This window comes from Buttiauxella sp. AC038 (assembly GCF_979253565.1).
Genome location: NZ_CEEDCQ010000001.1, coordinates 4,167,058 through 4,186,628, shown reverse-complemented (window position 1 = coordinate 4,186,628; position 19,571 = coordinate 4,167,058). Strand labels below are relative to the sequence as shown.

General features: G+C 49.4%; 19 protein-coding genes and 1 pseudogene. 12 read left to right on the top strand and 8 right to left on the bottom strand.

Annotated elements, in window-relative coordinates; translation table 11 throughout:
• Positions 1 to 18 precede the first annotated feature (18 nt).
• From murC to lpxC, 6 genes are all read left to right on the top strand, one after another.
• Positions 19 to 1,494, top strand: coding sequence for a UDP-N-acetylmuramate--L-alanine ligase (gene murC, locus AC0IXI_RS19835; protein WP_471682972.1), 1,476 nt, complete (start codon positions 19 to 21; stop codon positions 1,492 to 1,494).
• Positions 1,487 to 2,407 carry a D-alanine--D-alanine ligase gene (locus tag AC0IXI_RS19830; RefSeq protein WP_064516192.1) on the top strand — a complete coding sequence of 307 codons (921 nt, stop codon included), beginning with the start codon at positions 1,487 to 1,489 and terminating at the stop codon, positions 2,405 to 2,407. Before murC ends, AC0IXI_RS19830 begins: the two co-directional genes overlap by 8 nt.
• 1 nt (position 2,408) lies before the next feature.
• Positions 2,409 to 3,245, top strand: a complete 837-nt coding sequence (gene ftsQ / locus AC0IXI_RS19825; protein ID WP_064516194.1) for a cell division protein FtsQ — start codon at positions 2,409 to 2,411, stop codon at positions 3,243 to 3,245.
• 2 nt (positions 3,246 to 3,247) lie between these two features.
• Entirely contained in the window at positions 3,248 to 4,504 is a 1,257-nt protein-coding gene (gene ftsA / locus AC0IXI_RS19820; protein ID WP_064516196.1) for a cell division protein FtsA, read from the top strand.
• Between the two features lie 63 nt (positions 4,505 to 4,567).
• A complete protein-coding gene (gene ftsZ / locus AC0IXI_RS19815) occupies positions 4,568 to 5,719 on the top strand; it encodes a cell division protein FtsZ (RefSeq protein ID WP_134187100.1) in 1,152 nt (383 codons plus the stop codon).
• Positions 5,720 to 5,819: 100 nt separating this feature from the next.
• Positions 5,820 to 6,737 carry a UDP-3-O-acyl-N-acetylglucosamine deacetylase gene (gene lpxC, locus AC0IXI_RS19810; RefSeq protein WP_471682971.1) on the top strand — a complete coding sequence of 306 codons (918 nt, stop codon included), beginning with the start codon at positions 5,820 to 5,822 and terminating at the stop codon, positions 6,735 to 6,737.
• A gap of 8 nt (positions 6,738 to 6,745) precedes the next feature.
• Here lpxC and AC0IXI_RS19805 read toward each other — a convergent pair whose 3' ends face one another.
• Positions 6,746 to 7,264, bottom strand: coding sequence for a DUF721 domain-containing protein (locus tag AC0IXI_RS19805; protein WP_034460935.1), 519 nt, complete (start codon positions 7,262 to 7,264; stop codon positions 6,746 to 6,748).
• Between the two features lie 22 nt (positions 7,265 to 7,286).
• Here AC0IXI_RS19805 and secM point away from each other — a divergent pair, with 22 nt between their 5' ends.
• The 3 genes from secM (at position 7,287) to mutT (ending at position 11,034) form a co-directional block, all read left to right on the top strand.
• Entirely contained in the window at positions 7,287 to 7,793 is a 507-nt protein-coding gene (gene secM / locus AC0IXI_RS19800) for a secA translation cis-regulator SecM (RefSeq protein ID WP_064516203.1), read from the top strand.
• 66 nt (positions 7,794 to 7,859) lie between these two features.
• The gene (secA, locus tag AC0IXI_RS19795) at positions 7,860 to 10,565 is read left to right on the top strand and encodes a preprotein translocase subunit SecA (protein ID WP_064516205.1); all 2,706 of its coding nucleotides are present in this window, start codon (positions 7,860 to 7,862) and stop codon (positions 10,563 to 10,565) included.
• 64 nt (positions 10,566 to 10,629) lie between these two features.
• Entirely contained in the window at positions 10,630 to 11,034 is a 405-nt protein-coding gene (mutT, locus tag AC0IXI_RS19790; protein ID WP_064516207.1) for an 8-oxo-dGTP diphosphatase MutT, read from the top strand.
• On the opposite strand, the gene yacG is transcribed toward mutT, so the two are convergent.
• The 3 genes and pseudogenes from yacG to coaE form a co-directional block, all read right to left on the bottom strand.
• The gene (gene yacG / locus AC0IXI_RS19785) at positions 11,031 to 11,228 is read right to left on the bottom strand and encodes a DNA gyrase inhibitor YacG (protein WP_034460927.1); all 198 of its coding nucleotides are present in this window, start codon (positions 11,226 to 11,228) and stop codon (positions 11,031 to 11,033) included. The genes mutT and yacG overlap by 4 nt on opposite strands.
• Before the next feature lie 9 nt (positions 11,229 to 11,237).
• Positions 11,238 to 11,980, bottom strand: a pseudogene (gene zapD, locus AC0IXI_RS19780) (cell division protein ZapD).
• Positions 11,980 to 12,600, bottom strand: coding sequence for a dephospho-CoA kinase (coaE, locus tag AC0IXI_RS19775; RefSeq protein ID WP_134187098.1), 621 nt, complete (start codon positions 12,598 to 12,600; stop codon positions 11,980 to 11,982). The pseudogene zapD and the gene coaE overlap by 1 nt, the downstream one beginning before the upstream one ends.
• Before the next feature lie 252 nt (positions 12,601 to 12,852).
• On the opposite strand from coaE, the gene AC0IXI_RS19770 reads away from it, so the two are divergent.
• Positions 12,853 to 13,896, top strand: a complete 1,044-nt coding sequence (locus tag AC0IXI_RS19770) for a GMP reductase (protein WP_064516213.1) — start codon at positions 12,853 to 12,855, stop codon at positions 13,894 to 13,896.
• 39 nt (positions 13,897 to 13,935) lie between these two features.
• On the opposite strand, the gene hofC is transcribed toward AC0IXI_RS19770, so the two are convergent.
• The 4 genes from hofC to nadC all read right to left on the bottom strand — a co-directional run bounded on the left by hofC (position 13,936) and on the right by nadC (position 18,044).
• Entirely contained in the window at positions 13,936 to 15,141 is a 1,206-nt protein-coding gene (hofC, locus tag AC0IXI_RS19765; RefSeq protein ID WP_134187096.1) for a protein transport protein HofC, read from the bottom strand.
• Entirely contained in the window at positions 15,134 to 16,513 is a 1,380-nt protein-coding gene (gspE, locus tag AC0IXI_RS19760) for a type II secretion system protein GspE (protein ID WP_134187094.1), read from the bottom strand. The genes hofC and gspE overlap by 8 nt, the downstream gene beginning before the upstream one ends.
• Positions 16,514 to 16,516: 3 nt before the next feature.
• Positions 16,517 to 16,966 (bottom strand): prepilin peptidase-dependent pilin, encoded by a 450-nt coding sequence (ppdD, locus tag AC0IXI_RS19755; protein ID WP_413499465.1) that lies wholly within the window; start codon positions 16,964 to 16,966, stop codon positions 16,517 to 16,519.
• 187 nt (positions 16,967 to 17,153) lie between these two features.
• Complete coding sequence (nadC, locus tag AC0IXI_RS19750) at positions 17,154 to 18,044, bottom strand: carboxylating nicotinate-nucleotide diphosphorylase (protein WP_064516222.1); 891 nt, start codon at positions 18,042 to 18,044, stop codon at positions 17,154 to 17,156.
• 82 nt (positions 18,045 to 18,126) lie between these two features.
• Between nadC and ampD the strand changes: the two genes are divergently transcribed.
• Positions 18,127 to 18,663: a 1,6-anhydro-N-acetylmuramyl-L-alanine amidase AmpD gene (ampD, locus tag AC0IXI_RS19745; RefSeq protein WP_471682970.1), complete on the top strand. Its 537-nt coding sequence runs from the start codon at positions 18,127 to 18,129 to the stop codon at positions 18,661 to 18,663.
• A gap of 23 nt (positions 18,664 to 18,686) precedes the next feature.
• A complete protein-coding gene (gene ampE / locus AC0IXI_RS19740; protein WP_134187057.1) occupies positions 18,687 to 19,541 on the top strand; it encodes a beta-lactamase regulator AmpE in 855 nt (284 codons plus the stop codon).
• Positions 19,542 to 19,571 lie beyond the last annotated feature (30 nt).

The window sequence follows — 19,571 nt, the reverse complement described above, 5'->3', positions numbered from 1 at the left end:
GACGCTGCAGGTTAGAGAATGAATACACAACAACTGGCGAAACTGCGTTCTATCGTGCCCGAGATGCGTCGCGTCCGGCACATTCACTTTGTTGGCATCGGCGGCGCCGGTATGGGCGGTATTGCCGAAGTTTTAGCTAACGAAGGTTACCAGATTAGTGGGTCTGATCTGGCTCCGAACCCGGTCACTCAACAGTTGTCGGCGCTGGGCGCCACAATTTATTTCAACCATCGCCCGGAAAACGTGCTGGATGCGAGCGTTGTGGTGGTTTCGACCGCAATCTCTATGGATAACCCGGAAATTGTTGCGGCTCATGAAGCCCGTATCCCGGTTATCCGCCGTGCTGAAATGTTGGCTGAGTTGATGCGCTTCCGTCACGGCATTGCGATTGCCGGTACGCACGGCAAAACAACCACCACGGCGATGGTTTCCAGCATCTATGCAGAAGCAGGCCTGGATCCTACTTTTGTGAACGGTGGCTTGGTGAAAGCCGCAGGAACCCACGCGCGTTTAGGTCACAGTCGTTACCTGATTGCAGAAGCAGATGAGAGTGATGCGTCATTCCTCCACCTGCAACCGATGGTTTCTGTGGTGACGAATATCGAAGCAGATCACATGGATACTTACCAGGGTGACTTCGAGAATTTAAAGCAGACGTTTATTAACTTCCTGCACAACTTACCGTTCTACGGCTTGGCCGTAATGTGTGTCGATGATCCGGTTATTCGCGAGTTGTTGCCGCGCGTAGGTCGCAAAATCACTACGTACGGTTTTAGCGAAGATGCGGACGTGCGCATTGAAAGCTATCAGCAGAAAGGCCCGCAGGGGCATTTTACGATTGTGCGCCAGGACAAACCTGCTCTGCATGTCACGCTGAACGCACCAGGTCGTCACAACGCGTTAAACGCGGCTGCGGCGGTTTCTGTTGCAACAGAAGAAGGCATTGATGATGCAGACATTCTGCGTGCTCTGGAAAGCTTCCAGGGGACAGGTCGCCGCTTTGATTTCTTAGGCGAATATCCGCTTGCACCGGTCAACGGCAAAGAGGGCACCGCAATGCTGGTGGATGACTACGGTCACCATCCGACAGAGGTCGATGCAACCATTAAAGCGGCGCGCGCGGGCTGGCCGGATAAAAACCTGGTCATGATTTTCCAGCCACACCGTTTCACTCGTACCCGTGATTTGTACGATGACTTTGCTAACGTATTGTCGCAAGTGGATTCATTGCTGATGCTGGACGTTTATTCTGCTGGTGAAGCTGCGATTCCCGGTGCTGATAGTCGTTCACTTTGCCGCACCATTCGTGGACGCGGAAAAGTGGACCCGATTCTGGTCCCAGATGCCAGCCAGATTGCTGACGTTTTAGCACCAGTTTTGTCGGGAAATGACTTGATCCTGGTGCAAGGTGCAGGAAATATCGGGAAAGTTGCCAGAAACCTGGCTGAATTTAAATTGCAGTCCCACACTAAGGAAGGAGACCAACATGGCTGATAAAATCGCTGTCCTGCTGGGCGGTACTTCCGCTGAACGTGAGGTGTCATTGCAATCAGGCGCTGCAGTACTTGCGGGTCTTCGAGAAGCAGGAATTGATGCGCACGAAGTTGATCCTAAAAACACGCCAGTGACTGAGCTAAAAGCGCAGGGGTTCGACAAAGTATTTATTGCCTTACATGGTCGTGGTGGGGAAGACGGAACGCTGCAAGGATTGCTGGAATTCTTAAAGTTGCCTTACACCGGTAGTAGCGTGATGGCTTCTGCTGTCACTATGGATAAATTGCGTACCAAATTGCTGTGGAAAGGTGCTGATTTACCGGTTGCTCCGTGGGTTGCGCTAACTCGTCGTGACGTTGAAGCGGGCATTAGTGCAACCACAGTTGAACGCATCGCAAGCTTAGGGTTGCCTGTCATCGTTAAGCCAAGCCGTGAAGGCTCAAGCGTTGGTATGTCTAAGGTTGATAACGTTTCAGCACTGCCTGCAGCGCTTGAATTAGCCTTTGAGCATGACGAAGAAGTGCTAATTGAAAAATGGTTAAGTGGCCCTGAGTACACGGTTGCGATTCTTGGCGAAGAAATATTACCGTCAATTCGTATCCAACCCGCTGGAATTTTCTATGATTATGAGGCGAAGTATCTCTCTGATGAGACACAATATTTCTGCCCGAGCGGTTTAATTGAGCAGCGCGAACAAGAATTGCAGGCTTTAGTGCTGCAAGCCTGGCAAGTTTTGGGCTGCAGTGGCTGGGGGCGCGTAGACGTCATGCTAGATAGCGACGGCCAGTTTTATCTGCTGGAGGTTAATACCTCTCCAGGTATGACCAGCCATAGCCTGGTGCCAATGGCGGCACGTCAGGCTGGGATGACCTTCTCTCAACTGGTAGTGCGTATTCTGGAGTTGGCAGACTGATATGTCGCAAGCAGCTCTGAATACGCGTAATCGCCAGGAAGAAGAAGAAACCAGTACTCGTCGCAGTAACGGTGGGCGACTGGCCGGGATAATTTTCCTGAGCGCAGTACTGTTTACGGTATTTATCGGCGGCTGGATTGTGGTCGGCTGGATGGAAGATGCTCAGCGCCTGCCGCTCTCGAAGTTGGTGGTTACTGGTGAACGTCATTACACCCGCAACGATGATATTCGTCAGTCAATTCTGGCACTTGGGCCCCCGGGCACCTTTATGACCCAGGATGTGAATATCATCCAGCAGCAAATTGAACGCTTACCATGGATTAAGCAGGCGAGCGTAAGAAAGCAGTGGCCGGACGAATTGAAGATTCATCTGGTTGAATATGTGCCCATCGCGCGCTGGAATGATCAGCATATGATTGATGCGCAAGGAAATTCGTTTAGTGTTCCTGCAGAACGTTCTGCAAAGCAGACTTTACCTATGTTATCCGGGCCAGAAGGCAGTGAAGGTGAAGTGTTGGAAGGCTTCCGCGACATGGGCGCAGTGCTGGCAAAGGATAAATTTACGTTGAAAGAAGCGGCGATGACCGCTCGTCGTTCCTGGCAATTGACGTTGAATAATGGCATTAAGCTCAACTTGGGCCGGGGCGATACGATGAAACGCTTGAGTCGCTTTGTAGAACTTTACCCTGTTCTGCAGCAGCAAGAGCAAGCCGACAACAAAAGGATTAGTTATGTCGACTTGCGTTATGACTCAGGCGCGGCAGTAGGCTGGCAGCCTGCTCCCGTAACAGAACAACCTAATCCTAATCAGCAACAGAATCAGGCACAGGCAGAATAACAATGATCAAGGCGACGGACAGAAAACTGGTAGTAGGACTGGAGATCGGTACCGCAAAGGTTGCCGCTTTAGTAGGGGAAGTTCTGCCTGACGGTATGGTCAATATTATTGGCGTGGGCAGTTGCCCATCGCGTGGTATGGACAAAGGTGGCGTAAACGATCTTGAGTCAGTCGTGAAATGCGTTCAGCGCGCGATTGACCAGGCCGAATTAATGGCGGACTGCCAGATATCTTCGGTCTACCTTGCGCTGTCAGGTAAGCATATTAGCTGTCAAAACGAGATTGGCATGGTGCCGATTTCAGAAGAAGAAGTGACACAGGAAGACGTTGAGAACGTTGTTCACACCGCGAAGTCAGTACGCGTACGTGACGAACATCGTGTTTTGCACGTAATCCCGCAAGAATATGCAATTGACTACCAGGAAGGCATCAAAAATCCTGTAGGTTTATCAGGTGTTCGCATGCAGGCTAAAGTGCACTTGATTACCTGCCACAACGACATGGCTAAAAACATCGTCAAAGCTGTTGAACGTTGTGGTCTGAAAGTTGACCAACTGATCTTTGCAGGCCTTGCAGCAAGCTACGCAGTTTTGACCGAAGATGAGCGTGAATTAGGGGTCTGCGTAGTCGATGTCGGTGGTGGTACAATGGATATCGCGGTCTACACTGGCGGCGCACTGCGCCACACCAAAGTTATCCCTTATGCAGGGAACGTGGTGACCAGCGATATCGCTTATGCCTTCGGCACACCACCGAGTGACGCAGAAGCCATTAAAGTGCGCCATGGCTGCGCGCTAGGTTCGATGGTGGGTAAAGATGAAAACGTTGAAGTGCCAAGTGTCGGTGGACGTCCACCGCGTAGCCTGCAACGCCAGACGCTCGCTGAAGTTATCGAGCCTCGTTATACCGAATTATTGAACCTGGTAAACGAAGAGATTTTGCAGTTACAAGAACAACTTCGTCAGCAAGGTGTGAAGCACCACCTGGCCGCTGGGATTGTTCTGACAGGTGGCGCCGCGCAAATTGAAGGGCTGGCAGCTTGCGCGCAACGGGTGTTCCATACGCAAGTACGTATCGGACAGCCGCTCAATATTACAGGCCTGACTGATTATGCCCAGGAGTCTTATTACTCCACAGCAGTCGGCTTGCTGCACTACGGGAAAGAAACACATCTCAGTGGTGAAGCAGAAGTGGAAAAACGAACCTCTGTCGGCTCATGGATTAAGCGAATCAACAGCTGGCTGAGAAAAGAGTTTTAAATTTTATAAGAGACCAGACAAAATTAGCGGTCTCAGGCGACAGGCACAAAACGGAGAGAAACTATGTTTGAACCTATGGAACTGACCAACGACGCGGTGATTAAAGTCATCGGCGTCGGTGGTGGCGGCGGTAATGCCGTTGAACACATGGTGCGCGAACGCATCGAAGGTGTTGAATTCTTTGCAGTGAATACTGATGCTCAAGCGTTACGTAAAACTGCTGTAGGCCAGACTATCCAGATTGGTAATGGTATTACCAAAGGTCTGGGTGCTGGAGCGAACCCTGAAGTGGGTCGTACCGCTGCGGAAGAAGACCGTGAAGCGTTACGTGCGGCCCTTGAAGGCGCAGACATGGTATTTATCGCTGCAGGTATGGGCGGTGGTACAGGTACAGGTGCTGCACCTGTAGTTGCAGAGGTTGCTAAAGATCTGGGCATTCTGACCGTTGCTGTTGTGACTAAGCCATTCAATTTTGAAGGCAAGAAGCGCATGGCATTCGCGGAGCAGGGTATTGCTGAGCTCTCTAAGCACGTCGATTCCTTGATCACTATCCCTAACGACAAATTGTTGAAAGTACTGGGCCGTGGTATTTCTTTGCTTGACGCTTTTGGCGCAGCAAACGATGTGCTCAAAGGCGCAGTGCAGGGCATCGCAGAACTGATTACTCGTCCGGGCCTGATGAACGTCGACTTTGCTGACGTGCGCACCGTAATGTCCGAAATGGGTTATGCCATGATGGGCTCTGGTGTTGCAAGTGGTGAAGACCGCGCTGAAGAAGCGGCAGAAATGGCGATTTCCAGCCCACTGTTGGAAGACATCGATCTGTCCGGCGCTCGTGGCGTTCTGGTCAACATCACCGCTGGCTTCGACCTGCGTCTGGATGAGTTCGAAACGGTGGGTAACACCATTCGTGCGTTCGCATCTGATAACGCGACTGTGGTTATCGGTACTTCTCTGGACCCAGAGATGAACGACGAACTGCGTGTAACTGTTGTTGCAACCGGTATTGGCATGGACAAACGTCCAGAAATTACCCTAGTGACCAACAAGCAGACTCAACAGCCAGTTATGGATCGCTACCAACAACACGGTATGGCTCCGCTTCAGCAAGAGCAGAAACCTGTTGCCAAGGTAGTTAATGACAATACGCCACAAACGACGAAAGAGCCTGATTATCTGGATATTCCAGCGTTTTTGCGCAAGCAAGCTGATTAAGAATAAACCGGAATTTGGGGAACTGCGCTCTTTGTGCTAAACTGGCCCACCGATTGTGATATACACTTCGGTTGGATAGTTAATTTGGCGAGATTATACGATGATCAAACAAAGGACTCTTAAACGTATTGTTCAGGCGACTGGTGTCGGTTTACATACCGGCAAGAAAGTCATGCTGACGTTACGCCCTGCGCCGGCAAATACCGGGGTCATCTATCGTCGCACTGACTTGAATCCTCCGGTAGATTTTCCGGCAGATGCCAAATCTGTGCGTGATACCATGCTCTGTACTTGCCTGGTGAACGAGCACGATGTGCGGATTTCTACCGTTGAGCATTTGAATGCCGCCCTTGCGGGATTAGGTATTGATAACATCATTGTTGAAGTCAATGCCCCTGAAATCCCAATCATGGACGGTAGTGCAGCGCCATTCGTCTACCTGCTGCTTGATGCCGGGATTGACGAATTAAACTGTGCGAAGAAATTTGTACGCGTCAAAGAAACAGTTCGTGTTGAAGACGGCGACAAATGGGCTGAATTCAAGCCGTATAATGGTTTCTCTTTGGATTTCACCATCGACTTTAACCATCCGGCGATTGATGCCAGCACCCAACGCTACAGCATGAATTTCTCTGCCGACGCGTTTATGCGCCAGATTAGTCGTGCTCGTACCTTCGGTTTCATGCGTGATATCGAATATCTGCAGTCCCGTGGTTTGTGCCTGGGCGGTAGCTTCGATTGTGCCATCGTTGTTGACGATTATCGCGTACTGAACGAAGACGGCTTGCGTTTTGAAGATGAATTCGTTCGTCACAAAATGCTCGATGCGATTGGTGACTTGTTCATGTGTGGCCATAACATTATCGGCGCGTTTACCGCCTATAAATCTGGTCATGCACTAAATAACAAATTGCTTCAAGCGGTTCTGTCGAAGCAGGAAGCCTGGGAATGGGCAACCTTCGAAGACGATGCTGAGCTTCCGCTAGCGTTCAAAGCACCGAAAATGGTTCTGGCATAACACCAGAATTATTTATTGCGACTGGTTTCATTGGTACTCTCTCCGGCCAATGACGCCAGTCGTTCTATTATTGCCTTTAATTTTTCCGGGCTACGTTCAGCCACCATTCTTAATGCCTCTGCACTTTGCTGACTCAGAACTCTGTTGACCCCTTCAGTTTTACCCTTCACTGTTTGAATGCTGTTTTCTTGTACTGATTCTTGCCCAATTGCAGCCAGTGATGGATTAATCCTGATGTCGATTGATGTCAATGATGGTAATATTTGTGCACGTAATGCACTCAGTAGCGTGGCTTGTTCATAGCGTAAACGCATCAGCCAGCTAGCATTTGCAGTTTCAAGTACGAGAATGCCTTGTCGGAAATTTGCTACCCGGCACCAGGGATGTAGTTGAGCGGGTAATATCCCTTTCACAGCCCTGTTGAGCCTAAGTAGTGCAGTTGCGCGTTGTTGCACGTTTTGCAACACGCTTTCGGCTCCAGCATCATCGAACAAATGATCTAAAGATTGTGGGCGACTATCACGCATACATAATGCTCCGGCGGATAAAGTGATTGGTATTCTAAATTGTTGGCGACAGTTTGGCAGACGTTATTTCTGGCCGCATCTCTTGTTAGGGATGGTCGCGGCGAGTTTTGGTATGCCTGCGCTCAGCCAAAATACCGAGCCAACAGCCCCTGCTGAAACATCCACCAGTAGCCACGATTACCTCAACAAGGTCAGCTTCAATAGTCTGGCATTATTGCAGGAAAGTACCCGCCGACCATCATTTAGTGTCGATTACTGGCATCAGCATGCAATTCGAACTGTAATTCGTCACCTTTCTTTTGCTATGGCGCCGCAAACGCAGCCAGCAGCACAAGAGAGTTTGCCACTTCAGGCACATAAACTCGCTTTACTGGACACGCTCAGTGCGCTGCTCACCCAGGAAAGCAAACCCCCAGTTATTGTGCGCCACACTGCACTTTGGCAATCGCCAGCTGTCGAGACTTTTAGTCCTGCCATTTGGATAAGCCAGGTCCAGGGTATCCGCGCTGGCCCACAACGCCTCAGCTAACTCCATTTCCTTTAATTATAACGTTATTTTAGCTCTGCCCTGACGGTAGGCGTTTGAGAATTAATTATGCTAATCAAATTATTAACTAAAGTTTTCGGTAGCCGCAACGACCGCACTCTGCGTCGTATGCGTAAAGTTGTAAATATTATCAATAGCATGGAACCGGAAATTGAAAAACTTTCGGATGATGAATTAAAAGCAAAAACTGGCGAATTCCGTGCGCGTCTTGAGAAAGGCGAAGTGCTGGAGAATCTGATCCCAGAAGCTTTTGCTGTTGTTCGTGAGGCGAGTAAACGTGTATTCGGCATGCGCCACTTCGACGTGCAGTTGCTGGGCGGTATGGTTCTGAACGAACGCTGCATCGCAGAGATGCGTACTGGTGAAGGTAAAACACTGACTGCAACTCTGCCTGCATACCTGAACGCATTAAGCGGCCGTGGTGTTCACGTTGTTACTGTGAACGACTATCTGGCCCAGCGCGATGCTGAAAACAACCGTCCTTTGTTCGAATACCTTGGCCTGAGCGTTGGTATCAACTTGCCAAACATGCCAGCACCTGCAAAGCGCGAAGCTTATGCAGCTGACATTACTTACGGCACCAACAACGAGTACGGCTTTGACTACCTGCGCGACAATATGGCGTTCAGCCCTGAAGAACGCGTTCAGCGCAAACTGCACTATGCATTGGTGGATGAGGTTGACTCAATTCTTATCGATGAAGCACGTACGCCGCTGATTATCTCCGGCCCTGCTGAAGATAGCTCCGAGATGTACCGTAAAGTAAACAAAATCATCCCGAGCCTGATCCGTCAGGAAAAAGAAGATTCTGATACTTTCCAGGGCGAAGGCCACTTCTCGGTGGACGAAAAATCTCGTCAGGTAAACATTACCGAACGCGGTCTGGTGCTGGTTGAAGAGTTGCTGGTACGCGAAGGCATCATGGAAGAAGGTGAGTCTCTGTACTCCCCGACGAACATTATGCTGATGCACCACGTGACTGCTGCATTGCGTGCGCACGTGCTGTTCGCCCGTGACGTTGATTACATCGTTAAAGATGGCGAAGTTATCATCGTTGATGAACACACCGGTCGTACCATGCAAGGTCGCCGCTGGTCTGATGGCCTGCATCAGGCTGTTGAAGCTAAAGAAGGCGTCGACATTCAGAACGAAAACCAGACGCTGGCATCCATCACCTTCCAGAACTACTTCCGCCTGTATGAAAAACTGGCCGGTATGACGGGTACTGCGGACACCGAAGCATTCGAATTTAGCTCTATCTACAAACTCGATACCATTGTTGTGCCGACTAACCGTCCAATGATCCGTAAAGACATGCCTGATCTGGTCTATATGACCGAAGCAGACAAGATTATGGCAATCATTGAAGATATTAAAGAGCGCACGATCAACGGTCAGCCTGTTCTTGTCGGTACTATTTCAATCGAGAAATCCGAAGTGGTTTCTGCTGAATTGACCAAAGCCGGTATCAAACACAACGTTCTGAACGCCAAATTCCACGCCAACGAAGCAGGTATCGTTGCTCAGGCCGGTTACCCAGCCTCTGTGACCATCGCAACCAACATGGCTGGTCGTGGTACGGATATCGTGTTGGGTGGTAGCTGGCAGGCAGAAGTTGCTGAGCTTGAAGACCCAACGCCTGAGCAAATCGCGCAGATTAAAGCTGACTGGCAGATTCGCCATGACGCAGTTCTGGCATCAGGTGGCTTGCACATTATCGGTACCGAGCGTCACGAATCTCGCCGTATCGATAACCAGTTGCGTGGCCGTTCCGGCCGTCAGGGCGATGCGGGTTCATCTCGTTTCTACCTGTCCATGGAAGATTCACTGATGCGTATTTTCGCATCGGATCGTGTTTCAGGCATGATGCGTAAACTCGGTATGAAACCGGGCGAAGCGATTGAACACCCATGGGTTACTAAGGCAATTGCTAACGCCCAGCGTAAAGTTGAAAGCCGTAACTTCGATATCCGTAAACAGCTTCTGGAATATGATGATGTGGCCAACGATCAGCGTCGTGCGATCTACAGCCAGCGTAACGAATTGCTGGATGTGAGCGACGTTAGCGAAACCATCAACAGCATCCGCGAAGACGTCTTTAAAGTGACTATCGACGCACACATTCCACCGCAATCACTGGAAGAAATGTGGGATGTTGAAGGCCTGGAAGAACGCCTGAAAAACGATTTCGACCTTGAACTGCCAATTAAAGAGTGGCTGGATAAAGAGCCTGAACTGCACGAAGAAACTCTGCGTGAGCGTATTTTGCAGAACGCTATTGAAGTGTATAAGCGTAAAGAAGAGGTTGTTGGCATTGAAATGATGCGCCACTTCGAAAAAGGCGTCATGTTGCAGACTCTGGATTCACTGTGGAAAGAGCACCTTGCAGCGATGGATTACCTGCGCCAGGGTATCCACTTGCGTGGTTATGCGCAGAAAGATCCTAAGCAAGAATACAAGCGTGAATCCTTTGCGATGTTTGCATCAATGCTTGAAGCGCTGAAATATGAAGTGATCAGTACGCTCAGCAAAGTGCAGGTTCGTATGCCTGAAGAAGTAGAGGCAATGGAGCAGCAGCGTCGTGAAGAAGCTGAACGTTTGGCGCAGATGCAACAGTTGAGCCATCAGGATGCTGACACACTTGCTGCTGAAGAGTTGGCTGCGGAAACAGGTGAGCGCAAAGTGGGCCGTAACGATCCGTGCCCATGCGGTTCAGGTAAGAAATTCAAACAGTGCCATGGCCGTTTAAGCTAAGAATGTAATTGTCGATAAAGGCGCAGCTTGCTGCGCCTTTTTTCTATGGAGCAGCTGCACAAAAATGAAACAACTAGAAATCGCCGTTGGCATAATCCGCAATCAAGCGGGTGAGATTTTTATTACTCAAAGAGCCGCCGATGCTCACATGGCCAATAAGCTTGAATTTCCCGGTGGGAAGATTGAAGCCGATGAAACGCCTGAGCAGGCATTAGTTCGTGAGCTTCAGGAAGAGACAGGTATCACGGCTACCGGCTTTACTCTGTTTGATAAACTGGCTTATGAGTTCCCGGACCGGCATATCACGCTGTGGTTTTTCATGGTGGAAAGTTGGGAAGGTGAACCGTGGGGTAAAGAAGGGCAGCCGGGTCAATGGATTGCGCAAAATGCGCTGGTGGCGTCAGATTTTCCACCAGCCAATGAACCAGTAATTAGCAAATTAGTTATTAACAAACTACAGCAAGGTTAACGCAGGTCTTCTTCACTCCAGTCGTCGCTTTCTGATAAATCGCCGCTGCTAGGAATTCGTTTTTCCTCGGCGGCCCATTCACCTAGGTCAATCAACTGGCAGCGTTTGCAGCAAAATGGGCGATATGGGCTGGTTTCATCCCAGATGACAACTTTACCGCAACCCGGGCAATTCACTTTTATTGTTTCAGTCATATTCGCTCCTTAACAGCACGCGAGCTCAAAATCGAGACGTTCAGGGATGAGTCCATTTTCGCTATCCAGTGGTAAGAAACGGATCGCAAAACGGCTCTTATGACCAGAAATCTGCGGATAAAGCTGTGAGGAAAGGTCCAGCTGTAAACGCAGTAAATCGGCGTCATCCCCGTTATTCTGATAAAAACCATTGAGGCTGGTTTGTCTACGTAATGGTGCAGAATTACGAATAATATCGAGTACCAGATCCAGCGCTTGTTTTAATGGCTGCAACGTCGCAAGCCAGCTATTAATTTGCGCATCACGCTGATCCTGGGGGAATATAGCCAGATGTGCAATGTTGGCAAATCAAAACTACAGCACCCGCCTGGGATACTCAGGCGCTGGCGAACGAGGGCAATCAAACGGTCTTCACGTAATGCTTGTCCCAAGCGAGGGGCTGCCATTAAAACACCACCACGTTCTTTGAGTTGGCTACGCAGTGAATCAATGCGCTGCATATCTACGCCTGGAACTTCAGACCAGTTCAATAATTTACGCTGCTGGCGTTCCAGCTCTTTAAGAATATCTGTGCGAATCTCACCACGCTCAAAGACATCGAGCAGGTCACCGATATTGCGGAAAAAATGAAGTGCTTTGGCTGTTTCGTCTACCGGTAATGAACTTTCGAGTTGTTGGATTAAGAACTCGATACGCAACCAGGTACGCATTTTTTCATTAAGTGGGTGCTCAAAAAGAATCTGGGTGCTCATTATTCATTTTCCTGCTGTGCGGCCTGGGCTGCCAGTTGCAGATACTGGCGGTGCAGACGGTCAACATGTGCGGCCACCTGTGCAGTACCACCATCATTATTAATTACATCATCGGCGGCGCTTAAGCGTGCCTCGCGTGTCGCCTGTGCAGCAAGGATTTGCAGCACATGTTCGCGACTAACTTTATCGCGCGCAATAGTACGTGCGATTTGCACTTCTGGCGAGACATCAACAACCAGAACACGATCTGCCTTTTGTTGTAGGTTATTCTCAATTAATAAAGGAACAACCCACAAAACGTAGGGAGAAAGAGCCTGGTTGATTTCGGCTTGGGTGCGCTGATGGATAAGTGGGTGTAGCAGAGCATTGAGCCATTTTTTCTCTTCCTCGGAAGAAAAGATCTTTGCGCGAAGAGCTCGACGGTTGAGAGTGCCATCCTGAAGGAGGATCTCATCACCAAAATGGTCAGAAATAATGCGAAGAGCGGGCTGACCGGGCTCTACGACCTGACGCGCAATGACGTCAGCATCAACAACGGTAATACCTAAGCGGGAAAAGTTATCGGCGATAGTACTCTTACCACTGCCAATACCACCCGTTAATGCAACCGTATAAACCATAAGAGTCGGACCCTGAAGCGATTTTATATTTCTAAGGTAAATTTTAACGATTGTAGCGTAAAAAAGACTGTTTTCGCAGTCTTGCGGCTGCATTAATAGTGCGTATGATAGCGTCACTGGAATTGGTAGTTATACCCGCCATACTTCAAGCCGCAGATGCGTTGGCCGCAATCCTGCAACTCGAATTATCCAGGGTATGTATTGCCGATTGCGTTCACGCGTCCTTCGCCATTCGACCCAGGAATCTGCAACATGCGTATTGAAGAAGATTTGAAGTTAGGTTTTAAAGACGTTCTTATCCGCCCGAAACGTTCCACACTGAAAAGCCGCTCTGATGTAGAGCTCGAGCGCCAGTTCACTTTCAAACACTCCGGTATTGCATGGTCAGGTGTTCCGATCATTGCTGCTAACATGGACACCGTTGGTACATTCGGCATGGCCCAGGCATTGGCCTCGTTTGATATCCTCACCGCCGTGCATAAGCACTACTCTGTTGAAGAGTGGAGCAACTTCGTTAAGTCTGCTTCAGACGACATCCTGAAGTTCGTGATGGTTTCAACCGGCACATCAGACGCTGATTTCCAGAAGACCAAACAGATTCTTTCTTTGAACCCAGCGCTGAAATTTATCTGTATCGATGTAGCTAATGGCTATTCCGAACACTTCACTCAGTTCGTTTCTAAAGCGCGTGAAGCGTGGCCGGACAAAGTTATCTGTGCAGGTAACGTTGTTACTGGTGAAATGTGCGAAGAGCTTATCCTTTCGGGTGCGGACATCGTTAAAGTTGGTATCGGTCCAGGTTCTGTGTGTACTACTCGAGTGAAAACAGGTGTCGGTTACCCGCAACTTTCTGCTGTTATTGAATGTGCTGATGCTGCTCATGGCCTCGGTGGCCAGATTGTTAGTGATGGCGGTTGTACTATGCCGGGCGATGTTGCTAAAGCATTTGGCGGCGGCGCAGATTTCGTGATGCTGGGCGGTATGCTGGCTGGTCATGACGAAAGTGGCGGCACAATCGTTGAAGAAAACGGCGAGAAATTCATGCTGTTCTATGGCATGAGCTCCGAATCTGCAATGACCCGCCATGTTGGTGGTGTTGCACAGTACCGTGCAGCAGAAGGCAAAACCGTTAAGCTGCCATTGCGTGGCCCTGTTGAAAATACTGCCCGCGATATTATGGGCGGCCTGCGTTCTGCATGTACTTACGTTGGTGCTTCTCGCCTGAAAGAGTTGACCAAGCGTACTACGTTCATTCGTGTGAATGAGCAGGAAAACCGCGTTTTCAATAGCCTCTAAGCTATCAGCGACATACGGCGTGGCATTTTCGCTACGCCGTCATCCCGCGCTCATTGCATCGCCTAACTGAAAAATAGGCAGATACATCGCGATGACCAGCGTCCCAATGATAATCCCCACAACTAACATCATTACTGGCTCCAGAGCGGCGGCAAGATTGTCTGCCAGTTCCTCGGTATGGTTATGATGCCAACTCGCCAGCTTCTCGAGCATTAAATCCAGGGCGCCTGACTCTTCTCCTATTCTTATCAATTGGCAACACAATGGCGTGAAGCGCTCGCTTTGTGAGAGTGTTTGCCATAGTGGTATTCCTTGAGTCACCTGGTAGTTTATTTGCAGAATAACCTGCTTCCACAGTAGTTGCGGCAAAGTGGTTTCTACAGCTTTAAGCCCTTGTAGCAAGGGAATTCCTGCCTGCTGGGAAAGGGATAGTGTGGTGTAGATTTGGCTAAGGATTTGCCCACGCCATAGCGGAGCGAGCAATGGGATTTGCAGCATCAGACGTTGTTCGTACTCTTGCCAATGAGGTTTCTTTGTTCGCAAAATATAGCCAAAGGCCGTGAGTATAAGAGTGACTAACAGCCACCATGCTCCCTGTGTTGTTACCCAGTTTGATACTGCCATTACCGCCACTGTAATAGCGGGTAATGGGGCATTAAATGAACGATAAATATTGGCAAATTCGGGCAGTACAAAACTCATCATCCCGATTGTCACCAGTAGTGCTACCGCTACGATAAATAGTGGATAACGCAGGGCTTTCATGACCTTTTTACGTAGCTGGTACAGTTTTTCTTGTTGATCAGCTAGCTTCTGGCAGCACTCGTCTAGCTTCCCGGTTAGCTCACCAATATGAATCAGAGCGATGAACAACGGTGGGAAAATCCCTGGCCATTGCTGTAAGGCGGCAGAGAAAGAGATGCCATTAGAAACGCGATGCCCGATATCCTTTAGTAATGCCCGCCATTCACCAAAAGGGTGTTGCTGCGCGATAAGTAATAGCCCGTCAGACAAAGATATTCCCGCCTGAAGCAACGTCGCCAGCTGGCGGAATATCTGTATTTTTTGCTGAATATGCCAGCAGCCTCGGCGGGTGTGCGATATTTTCCGCAACTGTAAAAGCTGGAGGTCCCAAGTGAATAACTTTTCACTGACAGATTCCGCGTCATCTGCAAGCACATCCCCTTGTTGAATTTGCCCGTGTTGATCGACTGCTTTCCAGTGCCAGAGTACAAATTTAGCCATGAGGAACACCAAGCACCCGATATAGCTCTTCAAGAGTGGTTAGCCCTTGTTCAACAGCCTGGCAGCCACTTTCAAATAGCGTCATCATGCCTTGTTCCCTTGCCAGAGTTTCGATTTCATGGGCTGGCATGCCGGCAATAATTGCTGATTGAAGTGCTGTATCGATAAGCAAAATTTCAAATAATGCACTTCGCCCGTAGAACCCTCCATAACAGCGCTCGCAGCCAGTTGCTTGCCAACGAGGCAAAGCTGTGGCCCAAAGCGATGTGGGTAGGATGATGTCTTCAGGGAGTTGTTCTTTACAGTGTGGGCAGAGTTTACGTACCAGGCGCTGTGCAACGACCATATTCAGTGCAGATGCTAACATCCATCGCTCGACTCCCATTTGTTCGAGGCGAACGACAGTCTCAGTCGTGGAATTAGTATGCAATGTTGAAAGTACCAGATGCCCTGTTTGCGCTGCTTTAATGGCTATTTCTGCCGTATCGCCATCACGAATTTCACCCACCATGATGATATCCGGATCCTGACGTAGTAAGGCGCGTAAAACACTTTGAAAATTAAGCCCCGCTTTAGTGTTAATTTGCGTTTGATTAAGACCTTGCATAGGGATTTCTATCGGGTCTTCAACACTACATAGATTGGTTGAGACTTGGTTGAGTATCTTTAATGCACTGTAAAGCGTGATTGTTTTCCCACTCCCTGTGGGGCCGGTGACAAGAATCATGCCCTGGGGATTGGCTAAAGCGCTTTGAAAGCGAGAGCTATCCTCTGGTGACATGCCTAACTCCGATAGCTCAAAGGTCTGCTCTGTTTGAGCCATCAAACGTAACACAACTTTTTCACCGTGATATACCGGCAGTGTCGCTATGCGAAATGAACATTTGCGTTGTTCGATTTCGATCTCCATTTGCCCATCTTGGGGAAGGCGGCGTTCTGCTATATCCAGATTTCCCAATACCTTAAGTCGCGCGGTTAGTGGTGCAGCCAGATGTGATGGCAGCAGTGGTTGAAGTTGCAACACGCCATCAACGCGAAAACGAATTTGATACCCTTGCTCTAACGGTTCGAAGTGAATGTCTGATGCCCTGAGTTGCAGGGCTTTGTGGAGCGTATCTTGCAACAGTTGAACCACTGGAGCTGTATTCTCAAGAGGTTCCTCCGCGCTAACAGACGGCCGCGAGTGCCTTGCTTTTTCCAGCTGTTCAACTGGCCAGTATTCAACATTGGCAGGCTTATCACAGATAAAACGCAATGCTTCAAAAAACTGTACGGGTGGGTTTGGCGCAATAGCGATATGCAGCAATGGAGCTTCAGAAAGCAATATCGCCTGATATTGGTTACACAGTGCGAGAATCTGCTGATTTGCCATGGTTTAATTTCCCGCTTGTGTATTATCAAAACGGAAGACTTCTTCGCAGGTTTGTTGAAGAGAATTATTACTGCCAGCGCTACAGGTTCGTGACCAGCCTTCAATTCCTTCTACATCACTCCAGCGTGGAGACAGGGAAATGGTTAGTCCGTTGAGACTTTCTTGCCCCGCAAGCGTAACAGCACCTTGTTCGATGCTCATGCTGCTTATGTAGCGGGTGGTTTTAGGTGTAGGAATACTGTTGCTCCCCGCGTCACATTGGCTAATCCCACCCCTTTCAATCGCGCAAAGTTCAATGGCGGTACGATAGGGCAGGAAGGTTTGCAACACGTCAGTCAGAGCCGCTTTACGCAGGTAGTTTTGATAGGTGGGAATACCGATGGCGCTAAGAATCGCAATAATACCGATGACTACCATCAGCTCAATAAGTGTGAATCCTTGTTGTTTGTTCATATGCCGCTCCTGGTTGAGATAGCGGCACTTTGCGTCGTTTAAATTCTTCAGGCGAGTGCGAGTGTAAATATCAGGAAGCTCTATTCCAGGATATTTTTGTTATTTGCAAAGACGGCAATAAAAATGCGAGCGGTAACGTAACGGGAAGATATAAGCAGATGAGTTTTGCTCATCTGCCTGGCAGAAATTAGCGGAAACGCATGGAGAGATCGAGCGCGCGGACATGTTTAGTCAGTGCGCCAACAGAGATAAAGTCGACACCCGTTTCAGCAAATTCACGGATAGTTTCTTTAGTTACGTTTCCTGAAACTTCCAGACGTGCTTTACCACTGGTGATAGCGACAGCTTTACGCATGTCTTCAACGTTGAAGTTATCGAGCATGATAATGTCAGCCCCGGCATGCAGTGCCTGTTCCAGTTCATCAAGAGATTCGACTTCAACCTCAACAGGCACATCTGGATGGAACCAGAAGGCTTTTTCTATCGCCTGGCGAATGGAACCTGAGGAGATGATGTGGTTCTCTTTAATCAAAAATGCGTCGGACAGACCTAAACGGTGGTTGCTACCACCGCCACACAGTACTGCGTATTTCAACGCGGTACGAAGGCCCGGCAGAGTTTTACGGGTATCGAGCAATTGCGTGTTTGTGCCTGCAAGCAAATCAACATAGGTGCGCACTTCGCTTGCCACACCAGACAGAGTTTGCACAAAGTTAAGCGCGGTGCGCTCGCCAGTTAATAGCACGCGTGATAATCCAGTTAATTCGAAAAGTGGCTGGTCAGCGGCAACGAGATCGCCATCTTCAACATGCCAGGTCACTTTGACATCCCCGCCAAGCTGGATGAAAACCTCTTCGACCCAACGTTTACCACAGAACACGCCATCTTCACGGGTGATGATTACGGCATGTGAACGGTGATCTGCATCCAGGAGCTGCGCAGTGATATCGTTATTGGGGTTGACGTCACCACCAAGATCTTCACGCAAAGCCTGAGAAACAGCTGCTGGAATATCAAGGTTAATACGGTCGAGAAGCTCGTCACGTCGGCGGTCTGGGTTATAACGGCGAGGAGGCATGATAAAACTCCGAAATGGCTTAGTTAATGTCGAAACATGCTACATTGATGCGACCTCAAGTACCACTCTAAGGAGACCGTGGATGCAGCTAAAAGACGGCTGGCTGGTGGGTGTTAAACATGTCCCATCCCCACATTTCGATTGCCGACCAGAGGATGAAACACCTTCCTTATTGGTGGTGCACAACATCAGTTTACCGCCAGGCGAATTTGGTGGGCCATGGATTGATGCGTTGTTTACCGGAACACTTGATTCGCAAGCTCATCCGTACTTCGCGGGTATCGCACATTTACGAGTTTCAGCACATTGTCTTATTCGTCGTGATGGCGAAATCGTTCAATATGTTGCTTTTGATAAACGCGCCTGGCATGCAGGGGTTTCTTTGTATCAGGGCCGTGAACGCTGTAACGATTTTTCGATTGGTATTGAGTTGGAGGGGACAGATACGCTGCCCTATACTGATGAGCAATATCAACAGCTTGCCGCGGTTACAGATCTACTGGTGAAGGTTTATCCGGCAATTGCTGACCATATGACGGGACATTGCGATATTGCACCGGAGCGTAAAACCGACCCTGGTCCTGCATTCGACTGGTCGCGTTTTCGCCACTCGGTATAGGTAACGCCGAATAAGGAGATGGAATGACGCTGTTTACATTACTGCTGGTGATGATTTGGGAACGGTTATTTAAGCTGGGCGAACACTGGCAGCTAGATCACCGCCTTGAAGCGCTTTTCCGGCGAGTAAAAAACTTTTCGTTATTACGTACTATTCTGATGACTGCCCTATGTATGTTGGTGGTTTTCCTCTGTATTCGCGCGTTACAAGGTTTGTTCTTCAACGTGCCACTGCTCGTTTTCTGGATTGCACTCGGCGTGTTGTGTATTGGCGCAGGCCAGGTTCGACTGCATTACCATGCGTATTTGCAGGCTGTGAGCCATGGCGATAGTCACGCGCGCGATGCGATGGCGAGTGAACTGACGCTGATTCACGGTGTTCCACCTGATTGTGATGAGCGTGAGTATCTGAAAGAGCTGCAAAATGCGCTGCTGTGGATTAACTTTCGTTTTTATCTCGCACCACTTTTCTGGTTTATCGTCGGCGGTGTGTGGGGGCCGGTAACGCTTGCGGGTTATGCATTCTTGCGCGCGTGGCAGACGTGGCTTGCGCGCCATCATTCTCCGCAAGAGCGTTTGCATTCCGGTATTGATACCATTTTACATGTGCTGGACTGGGTGCCAGTGCGTCTGTTTGGTGTGGCATATGCACTACTGGGACATGGAGAAAGGGCGCTTCCTGCGTGGTTTGCATCGTTAGCCGATCGCCATACTTCGCAATATCAGGTATTGACCAGGCTGGCTCAGTATTCGCTAGCCCGAGAGCCGCATCTCGATAAAATCAAAACGCCGAAGGCGGCGGTTTCGATGGCGAAGAAAACGTCGTTGGTGATTTTGGTGGTGGTGGCGTTGCTGACTATTTACGGCACTCTGGTTTAATGCTCTCTATTGAAGGTTCTTTATTTAAAG